The sequence below is a fragment of the Bradyrhizobium sp. RD5-C2 genome (assembly GCF_019972155.1).
Lineage (GTDB): Bacteria > Pseudomonadota > Alphaproteobacteria > Rhizobiales > Xanthobacteraceae > Bradyrhizobium.
Genome location: NZ_BOVL01000019.1, coordinates 143,244 through 160,278, shown reverse-complemented (window position 1 = coordinate 160,278; position 17,035 = coordinate 143,244). Strand labels below are relative to the sequence as shown.

Annotated in this window: 14 protein-coding genes; 8 read left to right on the top strand and 6 right to left on the bottom strand. The window is 63.9% G+C overall.

All coding sequences use genetic code 11. From position 1 onward, the window contains the following. Nucleotides 1-9: 9 nt before the first annotated feature. The gene (locus BraRD5C2_RS21750; protein ID WP_097676194.1) at nt 10-846 is read right to left on the bottom strand and encodes a pyruvate, water dikinase regulatory protein; all 837 of its coding nucleotides are present in this window, start codon (nt 844-846) and stop codon (nt 10-12) included. Nucleotides 847-1,295: 449 nt separating this feature from the next. Between BraRD5C2_RS21750 and hemJ the strand changes: the two genes are divergently transcribed. Both hemJ and rho read left to right on the top strand, forming a co-directional pair. Further along, nucleotides 1,296-1,718, top strand: a complete 423-nt coding sequence (gene hemJ, locus BraRD5C2_RS21745) for a protoporphyrinogen oxidase HemJ (RefSeq protein WP_223972501.1) — start codon at nt 1,296-1,298, stop codon at nt 1,716-1,718. A 251-nt stretch (nt 1,719-1,969) separates the two neighbouring features. Then, the gene (rho, locus tag BraRD5C2_RS21740) at nt 1,970-3,235 is read left to right on the top strand and encodes a transcription termination factor Rho (protein ID WP_028341998.1); all 1,266 of its coding nucleotides are present in this window, start codon (nt 1,970-1,972) and stop codon (nt 3,233-3,235) included. 114 nt (nt 3,236-3,349) lie between these two features. Here rho and BraRD5C2_RS21735 read toward each other — a convergent pair whose 3' ends face one another. Then, nucleotides 3,350-3,640 (bottom strand): hypothetical protein, encoded by a 291-nt coding sequence (locus BraRD5C2_RS21735; protein WP_223971300.1) that lies wholly within the window; start codon nt 3,638-3,640, stop codon nt 3,350-3,352. Between BraRD5C2_RS21735 and mnmE the strand changes: the two genes are divergently transcribed. The 5 genes from mnmE (at nt 3,540) to BraRD5C2_RS21710 (ending at nt 9,684) form a co-directional block, all read left to right on the top strand. Continuing rightward, on the top strand, nt 3,540-4,865 hold the full coding sequence (mnmE, locus tag BraRD5C2_RS21730; RefSeq protein ID WP_223971298.1) for a tRNA uridine-5-carboxymethylaminomethyl(34) synthesis GTPase MnmE: 1,326 nt from the start codon (nt 3,540-3,542) through the stop codon (nt 4,863-4,865). The genes BraRD5C2_RS21735 and mnmE overlap by 101 nt on opposite strands. Before the next feature lie 233 nt (nt 4,866-5,098). After that, nucleotides 5,099-6,982, top strand: a complete 1,884-nt coding sequence (gene mnmG / locus BraRD5C2_RS21725; protein ID WP_223971296.1) for a tRNA uridine-5-carboxymethylaminomethyl(34) synthesis enzyme MnmG — start codon at nt 5,099-5,101, stop codon at nt 6,980-6,982. Nucleotides 6,983-7,103: 121 nt separating this feature from the next. Continuing rightward, on the top strand, nt 7,104-7,769 hold the full coding sequence (gene rsmG, locus BraRD5C2_RS21720; protein WP_223971294.1) for a 16S rRNA (guanine(527)-N(7))-methyltransferase RsmG: 666 nt from the start codon (nt 7,104-7,106) through the stop codon (nt 7,767-7,769). Between the two features lie 31 nt (nt 7,770-7,800). After that, nucleotides 7,801-8,652: a ParA family protein gene (locus BraRD5C2_RS21715; RefSeq protein WP_223971292.1), complete on the top strand. Its 852-nt coding sequence runs from the start codon at nt 7,801-7,803 to the stop codon at nt 8,650-8,652. Nucleotides 8,653-8,793: 141 nt separating this feature from the next. After that, nucleotides 8,794-9,684: a ParB/RepB/Spo0J family partition protein gene (locus BraRD5C2_RS21710; protein ID WP_223971289.1), complete on the top strand. Its 891-nt coding sequence runs from the start codon at nt 8,794-8,796 to the stop codon at nt 9,682-9,684. Nucleotides 9,685-9,805: 121 nt separating this feature from the next. Here BraRD5C2_RS21710 and holA read toward each other — a convergent pair whose 3' ends face one another. From holA to BraRD5C2_RS21690, 4 genes are all read right to left on the bottom strand, one after another. After that, nucleotides 9,806-10,837, bottom strand: coding sequence for a DNA polymerase III subunit delta (gene holA, locus BraRD5C2_RS21705; protein WP_223971286.1), 1,032 nt, complete (start codon nt 10,835-10,837; stop codon nt 9,806-9,808). A gap of 8 nt (nt 10,838-10,845) precedes the next feature. Next, nucleotides 10,846-11,403: an LPS assembly lipoprotein LptE gene (gene lptE, locus BraRD5C2_RS21700; protein ID WP_223971284.1), complete on the bottom strand. Its 558-nt coding sequence runs from the start codon at nt 11,401-11,403 to the stop codon at nt 10,846-10,848. Further along, nucleotides 11,390-14,014 carry a leucine--tRNA ligase gene (gene leuS / locus BraRD5C2_RS21695; protein WP_223971282.1) on the bottom strand — a complete coding sequence of 875 codons (2,625 nt, stop codon included), beginning with the start codon at nt 14,012-14,014 and terminating at the stop codon, nt 11,390-11,392. The genes lptE and leuS overlap by 14 nt, the downstream gene beginning before the upstream one ends. A gap of 376 nt (nt 14,015-14,390) precedes the next feature. Then, nucleotides 14,391-16,082, bottom strand: a complete 1,692-nt coding sequence (locus tag BraRD5C2_RS21690) for a sensor domain-containing diguanylate cyclase (RefSeq protein WP_223971280.1) — start codon at nt 16,080-16,082, stop codon at nt 14,391-14,393. 109 nt (nt 16,083-16,191) lie between these two features. Here BraRD5C2_RS21690 and BraRD5C2_RS21685 point away from each other — a divergent pair, with 109 nt between their 5' ends. Continuing rightward, on the top strand, nt 16,192-16,896 hold the full coding sequence (locus tag BraRD5C2_RS21685) for a YggS family pyridoxal phosphate-dependent enzyme (RefSeq protein WP_223971278.1): 705 nt from the start codon (nt 16,192-16,194) through the stop codon (nt 16,894-16,896). The last annotated feature ends 139 nt before the right edge of the window (nt 16,897-17,035 follow it).

The following is a 17,035-nucleotide window of genomic DNA, read 5'->3' as shown; positions in this document are numbered from 1 at the left end:
ATTTGGCCGCTACTCCGACGGCCGCGCGCGCTGTCGGTCGTTATAGAGCTTCATGATCGCAGCCGCCGTCTCCTCGATCGAGCGGCGCGTCACGTCGAGCAATGCCCAGTTGAATTTCGCGCTCAGGCGCCGCGCAAATGCGACTTCGTCGGCCACTGCCTGCTTGTCGATGTAGGTGTCGTTGTCGCGATCGCCCATCGTGAGCAGGCGGTTCTGCCGGACCTGGATCAGGCGCTCCGGCGTCGCATGCAGGCTGACCACCAACGGCTTCTTCAGGGTCTCGAGCTGGTGCGGCAACGGGATGCCCGGCACCAGCGGCACATTTGCAGTTCTAATGCCGCGGTTGGCGAGATAGATCGAGGTCGGGGTCTTCGATGTGCGGGACACGCCGACCAGGACGACGTCGGCATCCTCAAGGCCTTCGACATGCTGACCGTCGTCATGGATCATCGTGTAGTTCAGCGCGTCGATCCGGCTGAAATATTCTGCGTTCAGCACATGCTGCGCACCGACGCGTCCGGTCGTCGCGGCACCCAGATACGCCTCGAACAGCTGCATCACCGGCCCGATGATCGACAGGCTCGGCACGTTGATTTCCTTGCACTTGCCCTCGAGCCGACCGACCAGATCCTTCTCGAGCAGCGTGAACAGGACAATGCCGGGCGATTCCTCGATCTCGTCGAGCACGCGATCGAGCTGCTTCTGGCTGCGCACCAAAGGATAGACATGCTCGACCGCGGTCACGTTGGCGTACTGCGCGGCGACCGCGCGCGCCACGGTGATCAGCGTCTCGCCGGTCGAATCAGACACCAGATGCAGGTGGAAATAATTGGAGGTCGTCGGCACCGGAGCCCCTGTCTATCCTGTGAATCCCTGTGGAGGTCGAGGAGAAGAATCCGGGTCCGCCGCCAGGTCCCTGTATATCTCGTCATCTTCTGCACAGCACTGCCGAAAAGGATAAGTCGACGTCATCGGACGGATGATAGTGAATCGGTGTGGATTTGTCTCTTGATAAGCTGCCCACATACGTCCGCAACCGATTGAGTTAAGCGATAGATTCCGAATATTCGCGCTCGCTGGCGGAAATGTTGAGGGATGTGAACAAGCCTGCAAGAACGGCTGGATCGTCTTGCATGAGTCAAATTCACTGTCACTTAGACTCAAACCTTAGATTCTAAACTTAATTAAGTTTAGGAGAGCCGTGTGAGCGGATATGTATCGGTCCCTCGCAAGCAGAGCTTGGCGCGCAACGCTGAGAGCGCCCGAGCTGCTCCCTGAAAGGCATCACCGCGATGTTGTACGACTGGATCAAGGCCCTGCACATCGTTGCCGTGATCTCCTGGATGGCGGGCATGCTCTATCTGCCGCGGCTGTTCGTCTATCATTGCGAGGCCGAGATCGGTTCGAAGCAGTCCGAGACCTTCAAGGTCATGGAGCGGCGGCTTTTGAGGGCGATCATCAACCCCGCGATGATCGTGACCTGGCTTGCCGGGCTTTATCTGGCCTGGGCAGGACACTGGTACCTATCGGGCTGGTTTCACGTCAAATTTACGCTGGTGCTGATCATGTCGGGTATCCACGGCTTTTTGTCCCGCTGCGTGAAGGATTTCGCCGCCGACCGGAATCAGCGCACCCAGAAATTCTATCGCATTATCAATGAGGTGCCGACGCTCCTGATGATCCTGATCGTGATCGTGGTGGTCGTGAAGCCGTTCTAGACATCGCGATGCCTAGGACGCATGCTTCAGTCCTTCTTGCGAAGAACGAATCGATTTTCTATATAGGGTTTATCCCACCCCACGCAGGCGGATGTGGTCGCGTTTCGGTTCTTTTCGGGCCGGCGCCGCATCAGGTTTGAAAGCCCAAACGGCACTTTCCTGGCTGAGACCTGCGGACCTTCCTTTGGCGTCCGCTTTTTCCAAGCCACCTCGCACCCCTTCCCTACTTACTTCCTCACAGGACGACCCCCATGCGGGAAATCAAGCTCCAGGACCTCAAATCGAAAACGCCGGCCGAGCTCGTCTCGTTCGCGGAAGAGAACGGGGTCGAGAATGCCAGCACCATGCGCAAGCAGGAGCTGATGTTCGCAATTCTCAAGAACCTCGCGGCCGCCGAGACCGACATTGTCGGTGAGGGCGTCGTGGAGGTGCTGTCCGACGGATTCGGATTCCTTCGTTCGCCCGACGCGAACTACCTGCCCGGTCCCGACGACATCTACGTCTCGCCCTCGCAAATCCGCCGCTTCGGCCTGCGCACCGGCGATACCATCGAAGGACATATCCGCAGCCCGAAGGAAGGCGAACGCTACTTCGCGTTGCTGAAGGTCAATACGCTCAATTTCGAGGATCCCGAAAAGGCCAAGCACAAGGTCAATTTCGACAACCTCACGCCGCTGTTTCCCAATCAGCGTTTCCGCATGGAGCTTGAGGATTCGACCAAGAAGGATCTCTCAGCCCGCGTGATCGACATCGTCGCGCCGATCGGCAAGGGCCAGCGCGCGCTGATCGTGGCGCCGCCGCGCACCGGCAAGACGGTGCTGATGCAGAACATCGCGCACTCCATCACCGCCAATCATCCCGACTGCTACCTGATCGTGCTTCTGATCGACGAACGTCCGGAAGAAGTCACCGACATGCAGCGTTCGGTGAAGGGCGAGGTGGTGTCGTCGACCTTCGACGAACCCGCCGTGCGTCACGTCCAGGTCGCCGAGATGGTGATCGAGAAGGCCAAGCGTCTCGTCGAGCACGGCCGCGACGTCGTGATCCTGCTCGATTCGATCACCCGCCTCGGCCGCGCCTACAACACCGTGGTGCCGTCATCCGGCAAGGTGCTGACCGGCGGTGTCGACGCCAACGCCCTGCAGCGCCCGAAGCGCTTCTTCGGTGCCGCGCGCAACATCGAGGAGGGCGGTTCGCTGACCATCATCGCGACCGCGCTGGTCGATACCGGCAGCCGCATGGACGAAGTCATCTTCGAAGAGTTCAAGGGCACCGGTAACTCCGAACTGATCCTCGACCGCAAGGTCTCGGACAAGCGGACCTTCCCGGCGATCGATATCGCCCGCTCCGGCACCCGTAAGGAAGAGCTCATCACCGACCCGCAGGTACTGAAGAAGATGTACGTCCTGCGCCGCATCCTCAATCCGATGGGCACCATGGACGCGATCGACTTCCTGCTCGACAAGCTCCGGAACACGAAGAGCAATTCGGAATTCTTCGATTCCATGAACACCTGAGGCCACGGCCGAAAGGAACAGGGCGCTCCGCACAAACGGGGCGCCTTTTTTCATGCTGCGGAGTTGCTGCAGCATAGCGCAGCATGATTTGGGCTGGTTCGGCTCACCGAATATTCACATAACTATCTGATAGAATTTATCTTTGTACCGTAGAGGTTGTGGTCTGGTCGGCGGGAGTGCAGCAAAATTGCTGCGCGGTTGCCGCAACCAGATTTGGTTATACTGCGTTGCAGCATATTGCGGCATGACGTGCGAAATGGAAGCGGCATTGCCTTTGCCGATTTGCTGGAAGAAAAAATAGGCGATGCATCCGCGCGACCAGACCATCTTCGCATTATCCTCCGGGCGGCCGCCCAGCGCGATCGCCATTGTCAGGCTGTCTGGCCCAATGGCCGAGTCGGTCATTGCTGGACTGGCGTGCAAGACCCCGGTTCCACGAATGGCGACCCGCGCGCTGCTCCACGATTCGAACCATCAACCGATCGATGACGCGGTCGTATTGTGGTTCCCGGGCCCGGCCAGTGCGACCGGTGAGGACGTCGCCGAATTTCATGTCCATGGCGGGCGTGCGGTGTTGGCGGCGATGTTCGATGCCATTGCCGCGTTCGAGAATGTGCGGCCGGCCGAGCCGGGCGAGTTCACGCGGCGGGCATTCGAGAACGGCAAGCTCGACCTGACCGAGGCCGAGGGCCTCGACGACCTGATTCACGCCGACACCGACCGCCAACGGCGCCAGGCGCTGCGCCAGCTCAAGGGATTGCTCGGCGATCGCGCGCGCGACTGGCGGGAGCGGATCATCGCAGCGTCGGCGCTGATCGAGGCCGGCATCGATTTCTCGGATGAAGGCGATGTGCCGGCGGAGCTGATCGCGCCGGCGCTCGGGAAGATCCGGGCGTTGCACGATGAGATCAGGCAAGTCCTAGCGGGGCAGGGGCAAAGTGAGCGGCTGCGCGACGGCCTGGTGGTCGCGATCGCAGGTCCGCCGAATGTCGGCAAATCGACCCTGATCAATCAGCTTGCCAAGCGCGAGGTCGCAATCGTCTCGCCGCATGCCGGCACCACCCGCGACGTGATTGAGGTGCAGCTCGACCTCGACGGCTATCCCGTCACGGTCATCGACACCGCCGGGATCCGCGAGACCGACGACCCGGTGGAGCAGGAGGGTGTTCGCCGCGCCCGGGCCCGCGCTGCGGAAGCCGACCTCGTATTGTGGCTGGCCGACAGCCGCGGCGCGAAGGTCGGGCATGGCGGAACGACGCCGACCTGGCTGGTGCGGAACAAGATCGATCTGGTGAGGACTCCGCCGGGTGAGGGAGGCAGCTACCCTGAGTTCCGGATCTCAGCGGCCCGCGGTGACGGCCTCTCTGAGCTGATTGCCGCGCTGGTCGGCTTCGCCCACGACTATTTCGCGACCAGCGAGGGCGGTCTGATCAGCCGGACGCGGCAGCGGGGGTTGCTTGAGGAGACCGTCGGATCTCTTCGGCGCAGCATCGACGTGGTCGGGCAGGGCGAGGAACTTGCCGCCGAGGAACTTCGCAGGGCGGCCACCTCACTCGGCCGTCTGCTTGGCCGGGTCGATGTCGAAGACATCCTGGACGTCATCTTCCGCGAGTTCTGCGTCGGGAAGTAGCGAGCCCTCATCTGTTTCACGTGAAACATGGTTTCGATTTGGTTAAGCAAGCGGCCTCCCGTTTCACGTGAAACAATTGCTGCCGCTCGACGGGGCTGTTTCACGTGAAACAACTCCGCCCGTCATTGCGACGGAGGCGACGCAATCCATATCTCGACCGCAGAAGCGGTTCTCAAACCGGCGACCTAACTTCGTTCTTCCGGCTTTCATCACTCCACGATAGAAGTCCCGCCATGACTATCAGGGCAGACTCATTCGACGTCATCGTCATCGGCGGCGGCCATGCCGGCTGTGAGGCCGCGAGTGCGGCTGCCCGGATGGGCGCGAAGACGGCGCTGGCGACCCATCGTTTCGCGACCATCGGCGCGATGTCCTGCAATCCTGCGATCGGCGGGCTCGGCAAGGGCCATCTGGTCCGCGAGGTCGACGCGCTAGACGGCCTGATGGGCCGGGTCGCCGACGCCGGCGGCATCCAGTTCCGCATGCTCAATCGCCGCAAGGGTCCGGCGGTCCGTGGGCCGCGAGCCCAGGCCGACCGCAAGCTCTATGCGGCCGCGATGCAGGCGGCGATCACCGAGACCGCGAACCTCAGCGTCGTCGAGGGCGAGGCGGACGAGCTGATCGTCGTCGACGGACGCGTGACCGGCATTCGCCTGGGCGATGGCCGCCAGCTTTCGGCGGGTGCGGTTGTCATCACCACCGGCACCTTCCTGCGCGGTCTGATTCACCTCGGCGAGAAGAACTGGCCGGCGGGCCGGGTCGGCGAAGCGCCGGCCATGGGTCTGTCTGCCTCGTTCGAGCGGGCGGGTTTTGTGCTCGGCCGGCTCAAGACCGGGACGCCGCCGCGCCTCGACGGCACCACGATCGACTGGTCCGCGGTCGAAATGCAGCCAGGAGACGAGCCACCGGAACCGTTTTCGGTCATGACGGACCGGATCACGAACCCGCAGATCCAGTGCGGGATCACCCGGACCACACCGGCGACCCATGAGGTGATCCGGGCCAATGTGCATCGCTCGCCGATGTATTCCGGCCAGATCAAGAGCTCCGGACCGCGCTATTGCCCTTCAATCGAAGACAAGATCGTCCGTTTTGGCGACCGTGACGGCCATCAGATCTTCCTGGAGCCGGAAGGACTCGACGACAGCACGGTCTATCCCAACGGCATCTCGACCTCGCTGCCCGAGGAGGTTCAGCTCGCGATCCTCGCCAGCATCCCTGGCCTTGAGCGGGTGAAGATGGTCCGCCCGGGCTATGCGATCGAGTACGACCACGTCGATCCCCGCGAGCTCGATCCGACCTTGCAGACCAAGCGCCTGCGCGGGCTTTTCCTGGCCGGCCAGATCAATGGCACCACGGGATACGAAGAGGCGGCGGGGCAGGGCATCGTTGCCGGGCTCAATGCCGCGCTGGCCGCCGGCGGGACCGATCCGATCGTGTTCGACCGCGCAGACGGCTATCTCGGTGTGATGATCGACGATCTCGTGACCCGCGGGATCACCGAGCCCTATCGGATGTTCACCTCGCGGGCCGAATACCGGCTGACGCTACGGGCCGACAATGCCGACCAGCGGCTGACCGATAAGGGCATCGCGCTCGGATGCGTCGGAACGGCGCGCGCGGAACGCCATCGGACCAAGATGGCGGCCCTGGATGCGGCCAAGACCTTGGCGAAGTCGCTTGCGATCACACCGAATGAAGCCGCCAAACATGGGCTTGCGCTCAATCGCGACGGTCATCGCCGCTCCGCCTTCGAGCTGCTGGCCTATCCGGAGATCGAGTGGCCCGCGGTTCAGGCGATCTGGCCGGAGCTGTCGGCCATTGACCCTGCGATCGCGGTCCATCTCGAGATCGATGCCAAATACGACGTCTATCTGAAGCGCCAGACCGCCGACGTCGACGCCTTCCGGCGCGATGAGGGCCTGGTCCTGACCGATGTCGACTATGCCGATGTGCCGGGTCTCTCGAACGAAGCCCGTGCCAAGCTGCAGAAGGCGCAGCCGCGGACGGTCGGGCAGGCGGGCCGGATCGACGGCATGACGCCGGCAGCGCTGGGTATTTTGGCGGCCTATCTGCGGCGCCAAGCACGACAGAAATCGGCCAAGGCGACCGCCTGACGTTTCACGTGAAACACGGGGATTGAGCGCCTATCTTCCGTGAAGGCGAATCGACCGATCCGCCGCTCGTCGGCCTCGCCACCGGCTTTCACTACTTCAGACAAACGGCCCTGCTCCCGAAATGGCTCCAGCCTCGCAATCCGCCGAACTCAGCGTCTCCGCCAAGGACAAGGCCGCGGCGCTCGCGCTGACGCCTGTTTCACGTGAAACAGAGGCGCGGCTCGATCGCTACATCGCCCTCCTACTGGAGTGGCAGGCCAAGACCAATCTCGTCGCGCCCTCCACGCTTCCGAATCTCTGGACCCGACACGTCTCCGATTCGCTGCAGCTTCTGAGCCTCGCACCCTCAGCAAAATCTTGGGTCGATCTCGGCAGCGGCGGCGGCTTTCCCGGTGTCGTGCTGGCCTGTGCGTTGGCCGAGACACAAGGCGCGCGGATCCATCTGGTTGAGCGGATCGCCAAGAAGGCCGCATTCTTGCGCGAGGCGATACGGGTCACGGCGTCACCAGGGACGGTGCATCTGGCTGATATCGGGGATACTGTGGATAGAATCGCAGGCCCCATCGATTGCGTCACCGCGCGGGCGCTGGCTCCGTTACATCAACTCATCGGCTTTGCGGAGCCGTGGATCAAAAAGGGCGCGAAGGCGCTGTTTTTGAAGGGTCAAGATGTAGAGGCCGAATTGACCGAGGCCACTAAATATTGGACTATTGAACCAAAGCTACACTCCAGCCGGACCGGCGGACAGGGCTGGATCGTCGAACTCGGGTCAATCGAGCGGCGCTAGGGGACTCCGCAAAAGTAAATGGTATTTTGGTATGACCGTGATGGACGAGGTTTATCAAGGCGATAAGGCACTCCAGGCGCCGGGCCACCCGCGCATCCTGTCGCTCGCCAACCAGAAGGGCGGCGTAGGCAAGACCACCACAGCCATCAATCTTGGTACCGCACTCGCTGCGATCGGCGAGCGTGTCCTGATCGTCGATCTCGATCCGCAGGGCAACGCCTCGACCGGTCTCGGCATCGATCGCCGCAGCCGCAACTGCTCGACCTATGACGTGCTGATCGGCGAGGCACCGCTGCGCGATGCCGTGGTCGCGACCGCGGTGCCGCGGCTGCACATCGCGGCCTCCACCATGGATCTCTCCGGCCTCGAGCTCGAACTCGGCACCACGCCGGGTCGCGCCTTCCGGCTGCGCGATGCGATCGCAGGATTGAACAACAACGTCTCGCCGGAAGCCGATTACACCTACGTGCTGATCGACTGCCCGCCGTCGCTCAATTTGCTCACCGTCAATGCGATGGCGGCGTCGGACGCGATCCTGGTGCCGCTGCAATGCGAGTTCTTCGCGCTCGAAGGTCTGTCGCAATTGCTGCAGACCGTGGAGCAGGTCCGTTCGACGCTCAATCCGACGCTGTCGATCCACGGCATCGTGCTGACCATGTTCGACTCGCGCAACAACCTCTCCAACCAGGTGGTTGCCGACGTGCGCCAGTTCATGGGCGACAAGGTCTACGACACCATGATCCCGCGCAACGTGCGTATCTCGGAAGCGCCGTCCTACGGCAAGCCGGTCTTGGTCTACGACCTCAAATGCGCCGGCAGCGATGCGTATCTCAAGCTCGCCACTGAAGTCATCCAGCGCGAGCGCGAGCTGCGCACGCACTGATGTTGTCGATGATGGGCGCAGTGAAGCGAACCCCATCCTGGCACGCAACGAGAGCGATGGGATTCGCTGCGCGCGGCCCATCCGACGATTCTGAAATTCAAGTCTGGAGTACTGCGTGTGAATCCAAGGGAGCTCGCAACAATGGCCGATGAAGCGCGTTCGCGACTGGGGCGCGGGCTGGCAAGCCTGATTGGAGATGTCGGCGGCGAGGCGGCCGCGCATGTCGAGCGGCCGCGCACGCAGCGCAAGGTGCCGATCGAATTCCTCAAGGCCAATCCGCGCAATCCGCGGCGCAGCTTCGCCGACGCCGAGCTCGGCGAGCTCGCCGATTCGATCAAGGCGCGCGGCGTGATCCAGCCGATCGTGGTGCGTGCCATCAAGGGCGCTCAGGACCGCTTTGAGATCATCGCCGGCGAACGCCGCTGGCGCGCCTCGCAACTCGCAGGCCTGCATGAAGTGCCGATCGTGCCGGTCGAGGTCTCTGATTCCGATGCGCTCGAAATCATGATCATCGAGAACGTCCAGCGCGAAGACCTCAACGCGATGGAAGAGGCGCTGGGCTATCACGCGCTCGCCGACGAGTTCAAACGCGGCCAGGAAGACATCGCCAAGATCGTCGGCAAGAGCCGCAGCCATGTCGCCAACATGATGCGCCTGACCAAGTTGCCCGCCGAGGTGCAGGCGCTGATCTCGAAGGGCGATCTCTCCGCCGGCCACGCTCGCGCGCTGATCGGCGTGCCGGATCCGCTCACCGCCGCCAAGCGCATCGTCGCCGAGGGCCTCAACGTCCGCCAGGCCGAGGCGCTGGCGCATGAGGAGGGCGTGCCGGAGCGCAAGCCTCAGAAGGCGCGCAGCGGCGGAGCGGCGAAGGTCGACAAGGACGCCGACACGCTGGCGCTGGAGAAGCGCGTCAGCGATGCGCTCGGCCTTGCCGTCACCATCAGCCATCGCGATCCCGGCGGCACCGTCCAGATCAGCTACCGCAACCTCGAGCAGCTCGACGAAGTGGTGCGGCGGCTGGAAGGCGGTTAGCTCCGCGGGTCTGCCTCCACCGTCATTGCGAGGAGCGACAGCGACGAAGCAATCCATCCTTCCGCGGGTGCGGAGCGATGGATTGCTTCGCTTCGCTCGCAATGACGTCTCTTCTCGTGCGTCACCCCCGCCGCTTCGCATTCGCCGCGATCGACAGCAGCGCGCGCTGGGCGATGACGGCGGCGAGCGCGGCCTGCTTGCGCATGTCGAGCGCCGCGGTGGCGAGCTGATCGATCACGGCCACCAGCCGCGGCGGCGTGAAATTGCGCAGTGCGATCTCGACCGCCGGCTTGCGCGAGAAATGCAGCCGCGGAAATCCGCCCTCGAGCACGGCTGACGCCGGCGTGCCGTCCGCGATCGTGAGCGCCGATTTATGCAGCCACGCCGCCTGGCGCTGCGCGGCCGAGATGATCACGCCGGGATAGGTGCCGGCGACCATTGCCTTGGTGAACTCGCTTTCGACCAGCGCGGCGTTGCCGGCGAAGGCGCCGTCGACGATCGGATCGAGCTTCAGTTCGGAGGCATCGGAGACCACGGTCATGACGTCGTCGAGCGTGATCTCGCCCTTGCCATGCGCGAACAACGCGAGCTTGCGTAGCTCGTTGCGCGAGGCCATGCGGTCGCCGCCGAGCAGCGACATCAGCACCGCGCGCGCGTCCTGTGCGAGCCGCAGGTTGGAGACGCGCAGCTCGTCCTCGATCAGCTTGGTCAAATCGCGTTCGGTGTCGGGATAGCAGCCGATCGCGACCGCATTCTTGGCGCGCTCGCAGATCTTGCGCAGCGGCGATTCCGGCCTGAGCTCGCCGGCCTCGATCACGATGCGGCAATCCCTGAGCGCTGGGGTCTCAGTCAGCGTCTCGACGCCGCTTGCGAAATTGCGCGAGCCGGCGCGGACGCGGATGGCGCGGCGGCCGCCGAACAGCGGCACTGTCATGGCCTCGTCGACCAGCCGCGACGGCTCGGCGGCGAGCTCGTCGCCATCGAGGCGCACCAGCGAGAACGGATCGTTGGGGTCGTCGACCGCGGACGCCATCAGCGCGTCGGCGCGCTCGCGCACCAGGCCTAGGTCCGGACCGTAAAGCAGGATGATCGGGCGACCGGCGTCGGGCCGGGCGAGGAAGCTGTCGATCTCTTTTCCGCGAAGCGCGACCAATGCGGCGATCAGGTCCCGGCTGAGAAGAAGGAGGCGAGGCGGGTTTGGATGTTGTCGGCGATCTCCTGCGCGGCGCGGTCCTCGGCGTCGCGGAGGGCGCGGGTACGGGCGAAGCGCTGGTAGGAGCCCGGCATGTCATAGGACACGCGCGAGAAGGTGGTGCCGGTCATGACCGACTTGTTCGAGGCGATCTCGATCAGGTTGAACTGGGCATCGATGCCGTAGTTCTCGCTGGTCGGCAGCGCGGTGGTCGGGTCGATCATCAGCGAGGAGCGGCTGGTATAGAAGCGCAGCACCAGCCGGTGCGTCGGCGGTGCACCGGTGGCGGTGCCGTAGAGCTTGAAGGCGAGGGAGTTGCGGACCTCGACGCCGACCCGGGCCTCGCGGGACGCGTTCGCCTTGTCGACCGGCGGAACCTCGACGCCCATCAGCTTTTCACGCAGGGCGGACGACTGACCGTCGAGGGTGCGCTCGGCATACATCGGCTGGAAGCAACCAGCCGTCAGCGCGGCCAAGGCTGCCACGGCCACGAGCCGGGCGGCGATCCTGATCCTAGCCGACAACATTGACGATCCTCATGGGCACCACGATCACCTTGCGGACGGGCTTGCCGCCCAGTGCGGCTTTTACCGCATCGAGCGCCAAAACGGCAGCCTCTATATCCGCATTTTGCGCCGCCCGTGGCACGGTAACATCACCTCGTTTTTTACCGTTGACCTGGACGACCAGGGTCACGCTGTCTTCGACCAGCAAATCGCGTTCGATTTGCGGCCAATCGGCCTCGGAAACCAGCCCGGACTGGCCCAGAACCACCCAGCACTCTTCGGCCAGATGCGGCATCATCGGCGAAAACAGCTGAACCAGGATGGTCGCGGCTTCTTTCACCGCCCAAGCGACGTCAGGCGCCGGCTTGTCGCCTTTGGCCAGCACCTCGGACAGCGCATTGGCGAATTCGCGGATATGGGCGAGGCAGACGTTGAAATGCAGCCGCTCGATCCCGGACGACACCTTGTCGAGCGCGCCATGGGCGGCCTTGCGCAGCGCCAGCGCCTCGTGCCCAAACGTGCCGGGCCGGGCCGCCGGCGCCGCCTTGGCGATCTCTGCCGATTCGTTCACCAGCCGCCACAGCCGCTGCACGAAGCGCGAGGCGCCCTGCACGCGCTCGTCGCTCCAGATCACGTCGCGATCCGGCGGCGAGTCCGACAGCATGAACCAGCGCGCGACGTCGGCGCCGTAGCTGGCGATGATGTCGTCGGGGTCGACGGTGTTCTTCTTCGACTTCGACATCTTCTCGATCGGCCCGATCTCGATGTCCTCGCCGGTCGCCAGCAGCACCGCGCGGCGGCCGTTGCCGCCGACCTCGATCTTGACCTCGGCCGGCGTGACCCAGCTGCCGTCGGACTTCTGGTAGGTCTCGTGCACCACCATGCCCTGGGTGAACATGCCGGCGAACGGCTCACTCATGTCGATATGGCCGGTGGCCTTCATCGCGCGGGTGAAGAAGCGGCTGTAGAGCAGATGCAGGATCGCGTGCTCGACGCCGCCGATATACTGGTCGACCGGCATCATCCGGTTGGCGACCGCGGGCGTGGTCGGCGCGGTCGCGTTCCAGGGATCGGTGAAGCGCGCGAAGTACCACGACGAGTCCACGAAGGTGTCCATCGTGTCGGTCTCGCGCACCGCCTTGCCGCCGCACTTCGGGCAGTTGACATGCTTCCAGGTCGGATGATGGTCGAGCGCGTTGCCCGGCCTGTCGAAGCTGACGTCCTCCGGTAGCGTCACCGGCAACTGGTCGTCGGGCACCGGCACCACGTCGCACTTCGGACAATGGATCACCGGGATCGGGCAACCCCAATAGCGCTGGCGCGAAATGCCCCAGTCGCGCAGCCGGAAATTCACCTGCCGCTCGCCGACCGGCGCGTTGCCGCGCAGCTCGCTCTCCAGACGCTTGGCAACCTCTTCCTTTGCCGCGTCGATCGTCATGCCGTCGAGGAAGCGCGAATTGATCATGCGGCCGTCACCGTCATAGGCGGTGTCGGTGATGAAAAACGTCTTCGGGTCCTGGCCCTCGGGGCAGACCACCGGCACGTTGCCGAGGCCGTATTTGTTGACGAAGTCGAGGTCGCGCTGGTCGTGCGCCGGACAGCCGAAGATCGCGCCGGTGCCGTATTCCATCAGCACGAAGTTCGCGACATAGACCGGCAGCTTCCAGCTCGGATCGAACGGATGCACCGCCTTGATGCCGGTGTCGAAACCCTGCTTCTCGGCGGTGTCGATGATCGACTGTGCGGTGCCGATCTTCTTGATGTCGGCGATGAACTCCGCGAGCTTCGGGTTCTTTGCCGCGGCGGCCTGCGCCAGCGGATGATCTGCCGAGATCGCCATGAATTTTGCGCCGAACAGCGTGTCCGGCCGCGTCGTGAAGATCTTCAGCTCGTTCTCGCCGGCCGGCGTGGTCGCCGGATCCAGCGCGAAACGAATCAGCAGGCCCTCGGAGCGGCCGATCCAGTTGCGCTGCATCAGCCGCACCTTGTCGGGCCAGCGGTCGAGACCGTCCAGCGCCTCCAGCAGCTCCTGCGCGTACTTCGTGATCTTGAAGACCCACTGGCTCATCTCGCGCTGCTCGACGACGGCGCCCGAGCGCCAGCCGCGGCCGTCGATCACCTGCTCGTTGGCGAGCACGGTCATGTCGACCGGATCCCAGTTCAGCTTGCGCTTCTCGCGCTCGGCGAGGCCGGCGCGCAGCATGTCCAGGAACATCTTCTGCTGATGCTTGTAGTAGCTGGGGTCGCAGGTCGCGAATTCGCGGCTCCAGTCGAGCGACAGCCCGATCGACTTGAGCTGCTTCTTCATCGCGGCGATGTTGTCGTAGGTCCAGGCCTTCGGCGCCACCTTGCGCTCAATCGCGGCGTTCTCCGCCGGCAGGCCGAACGCGTCCCAGCCCATCGGGTGCAGCACGTTGAAGCCCTTGGCGCGCATGAAGCGGGCCAGCACGTCGCCGAGCGTGTAGTTGCGGACATGCCCGATATGGATGCGCCCCGACGGGTACGGGAACATCTCGAGCACGTAATATTTCGGCCGCGGATCGTGGTTCTTGGAGGCGAAGATCGCCTTTTCGTCCCAGGTGGCTTGCCAGCGGGGCTCGGATTCACGGGCGTTGTAGCGTTCGGCGGTCATGAAATCGCAGGGATTCTGGGTGGCTTTGGGTGATTTTCAGGTCCCGTTCGGGGACGGCGGACTAGGCCACAAAATCGCCCATGGGGTCAACGGCTTGGGGGCTGCCAAATGCTCATGGCCTGCCGTCGGTACAGCGGGGAAGGGTGAAGGTCGACACACGGCAGCCCGCTAGGAACCGATCCGGTGTCGTCACCCGGCTTGACCGGGTGACCCAGTATTCCAGAGACGTTTATGCTTGAACCGAGAGGCCGCGGCGTACTGGATCGCCCGGTCGAGCCGGGCGATGACAGCGTGATATGGGGCGCGATTTCGCGTCCTCGCGACATGTTTTGTCCGAGTTTTGCCGTTCGTTCCGCCCTCTCCTTGACCAGAGGTACTAACTCGCCAGCGCCATCCCGGCTTCGTCCAGCGTCTGCAGGAAGCCGTGCTCGATCACGGCGTTGCGGCCGCGCCGTTTGGCGGCGTAGAGGGCAGCGTCCGCCGCCTCGATCAGGTCGCCGGGACGCTGGGTCTCGTTTGGTTTCGTGGTGGCGACGCCGACGCTGACGGTGACGACGCAATGGCTCGAGGGGGCATGCGGCACGGCGAGGCCGAGGACCGCGGTGCGCACCGTCTCGCCGATCGCGAGCGCGTGCGCGGCATCGGTGTTCGGCAGCAACAAACAAAATTCCTCGCCGCCATAGCGGCCGGCGAAGCCCATGGTGTCGGCGGCGATTCCGGCCAGCGTTTCGCCGATCCGGGTCAGGCAGACGTCGCCTTCGGGATGCCCGTAGGTATCGTTGTAGAGCTTGAAGTGATCGACATCGATCATCATCAGCGACAGCTCGCATTCATATTGCTGCGCCCGCATCCACTCGAAATCGAGCCGGTTCTGGAAGCCGCGGCGGTTGGCAAGGCCGGACAGCGCATCGATCGAGGCCATCACGGTGAGGCGGTCGTTGGAGGCGACGAGCTCGCGCTCGCGCTGGCTGAGCTGCGCGGCCATCGCGTTGAAGGCGCGCGCCAGCGGCACGAATTCCGACGGCAGCTTGTGCTTGGCGACGCGCGCCGACCAGTCGCCTTCGCCGAACCGCCGCGCCATGCTGGTCATCAGCTCGATCGGATGGATCACGAGCCGCTCTGCGCCGACGAGGGCACCCAACAACACGAAGAGACAGACGAAGCCGAGTTGCAGATAGGCGGTGCGGATCTCGCGGCTGATCGCCGCCGTCACCTTGGCCTCATCCATGCTCACGATCAGGCGGGACTGCGTGCCGGCGATGCGGGCGAAGCTCAGCGTGCGCTGCGCGCCGTCGGACGCCGTGAACGAGACCGAGCCTGACGGCTCGTCGTAGCTCAGCGCCTTCTCCGCAATCGCCGACATCAAGGGAATGGTGTCGAGCGAGCGGCCGATCAGGCTCGCCTGATCCGCGGGGGCTGCGACCACGACGCCGGTCGAGTCGACCAGAACCGCCGACATGCCGGGCTGGCCGCCGAGATTACCCATGATCTGCGACAGCCAGTCGATGTTGATGCCGGCGACGACGATGGAGTCGAGCTCCGGATTGATCGCGGCCACCGGATAGGCAGCCATCATCATCGGCCGGCCGTTGGTCCTGCCGCGCAGATAGTCGCTGAACACGAAGCCGCGGTTGTCCTGCGCCTTCTTGAAATATTCGCGGTCGCCGAGATTGAGCCCGACCTGGCTGTTGAGCGTCGAACACTGCACCAGCCCGTCCCTGGAGACGAACATGATGCTGCGGATCCAGGGCAGCACCGTCGGCAGGCTGGCGCGCAGCACTTCGCAGCTCTGCCCGATGCCGCCGGAGGCGCGGATATAGGCGGCGGATTTCAGCATGGTCTCGACCGAGGAGACCACCTCGCGCTGGGTTTCGGCGGCGTGCGCGGTGAGGTTGGCATAGCCTGCCGCGGCCTGCGCGATCTGCGTCGAGCGGAAATTCTCCAACGTGCGGACGCGATCGAGCATCAAGGGCGCGACCAGCATCACCGCAAGCAAGGCGAGCCGGGCACGAATACCCAGAACCTTCTTGAGTTTGACCCGGTTGCGGTTGAAAGTGACGCCCGACATTCTGGTCCCTTGCCCGGGCGCAAGGTAGAGTGAAGGGCTTCAAAAAGCCTTTCCCGAATTTGGTAAAATTCGAGCCAACCCCCCGCGCCTGTCAGAGAACGGCACAAGCATGACACAAAGCCCGACCGCGCCGTTATCGGCTGATTCACCAAACGGCCTCGCCGCCGTGGAGCAGGAGATCGCGCATGCCTGCAAGGAAGCGCGGCGCGACCGCGCGTCGGTGACCTTGATCGCGGTGTCGAAGACATTCGCGGGCGACGCAATTTTGCCGATTATTCGCGCCGGACAGCGCGCATTTGGCGAAAACCGCGTGCAGGAAGCCAAGGGCAAGTGGCCGGAATTGATCCAGGCTAACCCGGGACTGCAGCTGCATCTGATCGGACCGTTGCAGTCGAACAAGGCCAAGGAGGCGGTCGCGCTGTTCGATGCGATCCATTCGGTCGACCGCGCCAGCATTTGCGAAGCGTTAGCCAAGGAAGTCAAAAATCAGGGCAAGCATCCGGAGCTGTTCGTCCAGATCAATACCGGCGAGGAGCCGCAGAAGGCCGGTGTCGCACCGCAGGACGCCGATACCTTCATCGCGGCATGCCGTGACACCTATGGCTTGCAGATTTCAGGACTGATGTGCATCCCGCCGGTCGACCAGGCCCCGGCGCCGCATTTCGCGCTCTGCGCCAAGATCGCTGCGCGCAATGGGTTGAAGAATCTCTCGATGGGCATGAGCGCGGATTTCGCGGTGGCGATCCAGATGGGCGCCACCCATGTGCGGGTGGGCTCGGCGATTTTTGGGACGCGGACGGTGGTGCATAACTAACCGTCGTCCTGGCGAAGGCCAGGACTCATACGCCGCGGCCATCGCAAAGGGCACGCGGCGAGACATTCATCTTGCAACTGACAGCCGTGGTAATGGGTCCTGGCCTTCGCCAGGACGACGGCGGTGTGTGCGGCTCGCG

Coding starts and splice junctions, on each gene's coding strand:
- rho (WP_028341998.1), top strand. CDS start 1,970: ATGCGGGAAATCAAGCTCCAGGACCTCAAATCGAAAACGCCGGCCGAG.
- mnmE (WP_223971298.1), top strand. CDS start 3,540: ATGCATCCGCGCGACCAGACCATCTTCGCATTATCCTCCGGGCGGCCG.
- BraRD5C2_RS21735 (WP_223971300.1), bottom strand. CDS start 3,640: ATGACCGACTCGGCCATTGGGCCAGACAGCCTGACAATGGCGATCGCG.
- mnmG (WP_223971296.1), top strand. CDS start 5,099: ATGACTATCAGGGCAGACTCATTCGACGTCATCGTCATCGGCGGCGGC.
- rsmG (WP_223971294.1), top strand. CDS start 7,104: ATGGCTCCAGCCTCGCAATCCGCCGAACTCAGCGTCTCCGCCAAGGAC.
- BraRD5C2_RS21715 (WP_223971292.1), top strand. CDS start 7,801: ATGACCGTGATGGACGAGGTTTATCAAGGCGATAAGGCACTCCAGGCG.
- BraRD5C2_RS21710 (WP_223971289.1), top strand. CDS start 8,794: ATGGCCGATGAAGCGCGTTCGCGACTGGGGCGCGGGCTGGCAAGCCTG.
- lptE (WP_223971284.1), bottom strand. CDS start 11,403: ATGTTGTCGGCTAGGATCAGGATCGCCGCCCGGCTCGTGGCCGTGGCA.
- leuS (WP_223971282.1), bottom strand. CDS start 14,014: ATGACCGCCGAACGCTACAACGCCCGTGAATCCGAGCCCCGCTGGCAA.
- BraRD5C2_RS21690 (WP_223971280.1), bottom strand. CDS start 16,082: ATGTCGGGCGTCACTTTCAACCGCAACCGGGTCAAACTCAAGAAGGTT.
- BraRD5C2_RS21685 (WP_223971278.1), top strand. CDS start 16,192: ATGACACAAAGCCCGACCGCGCCGTTATCGGCTGATTCACCAAACGGC.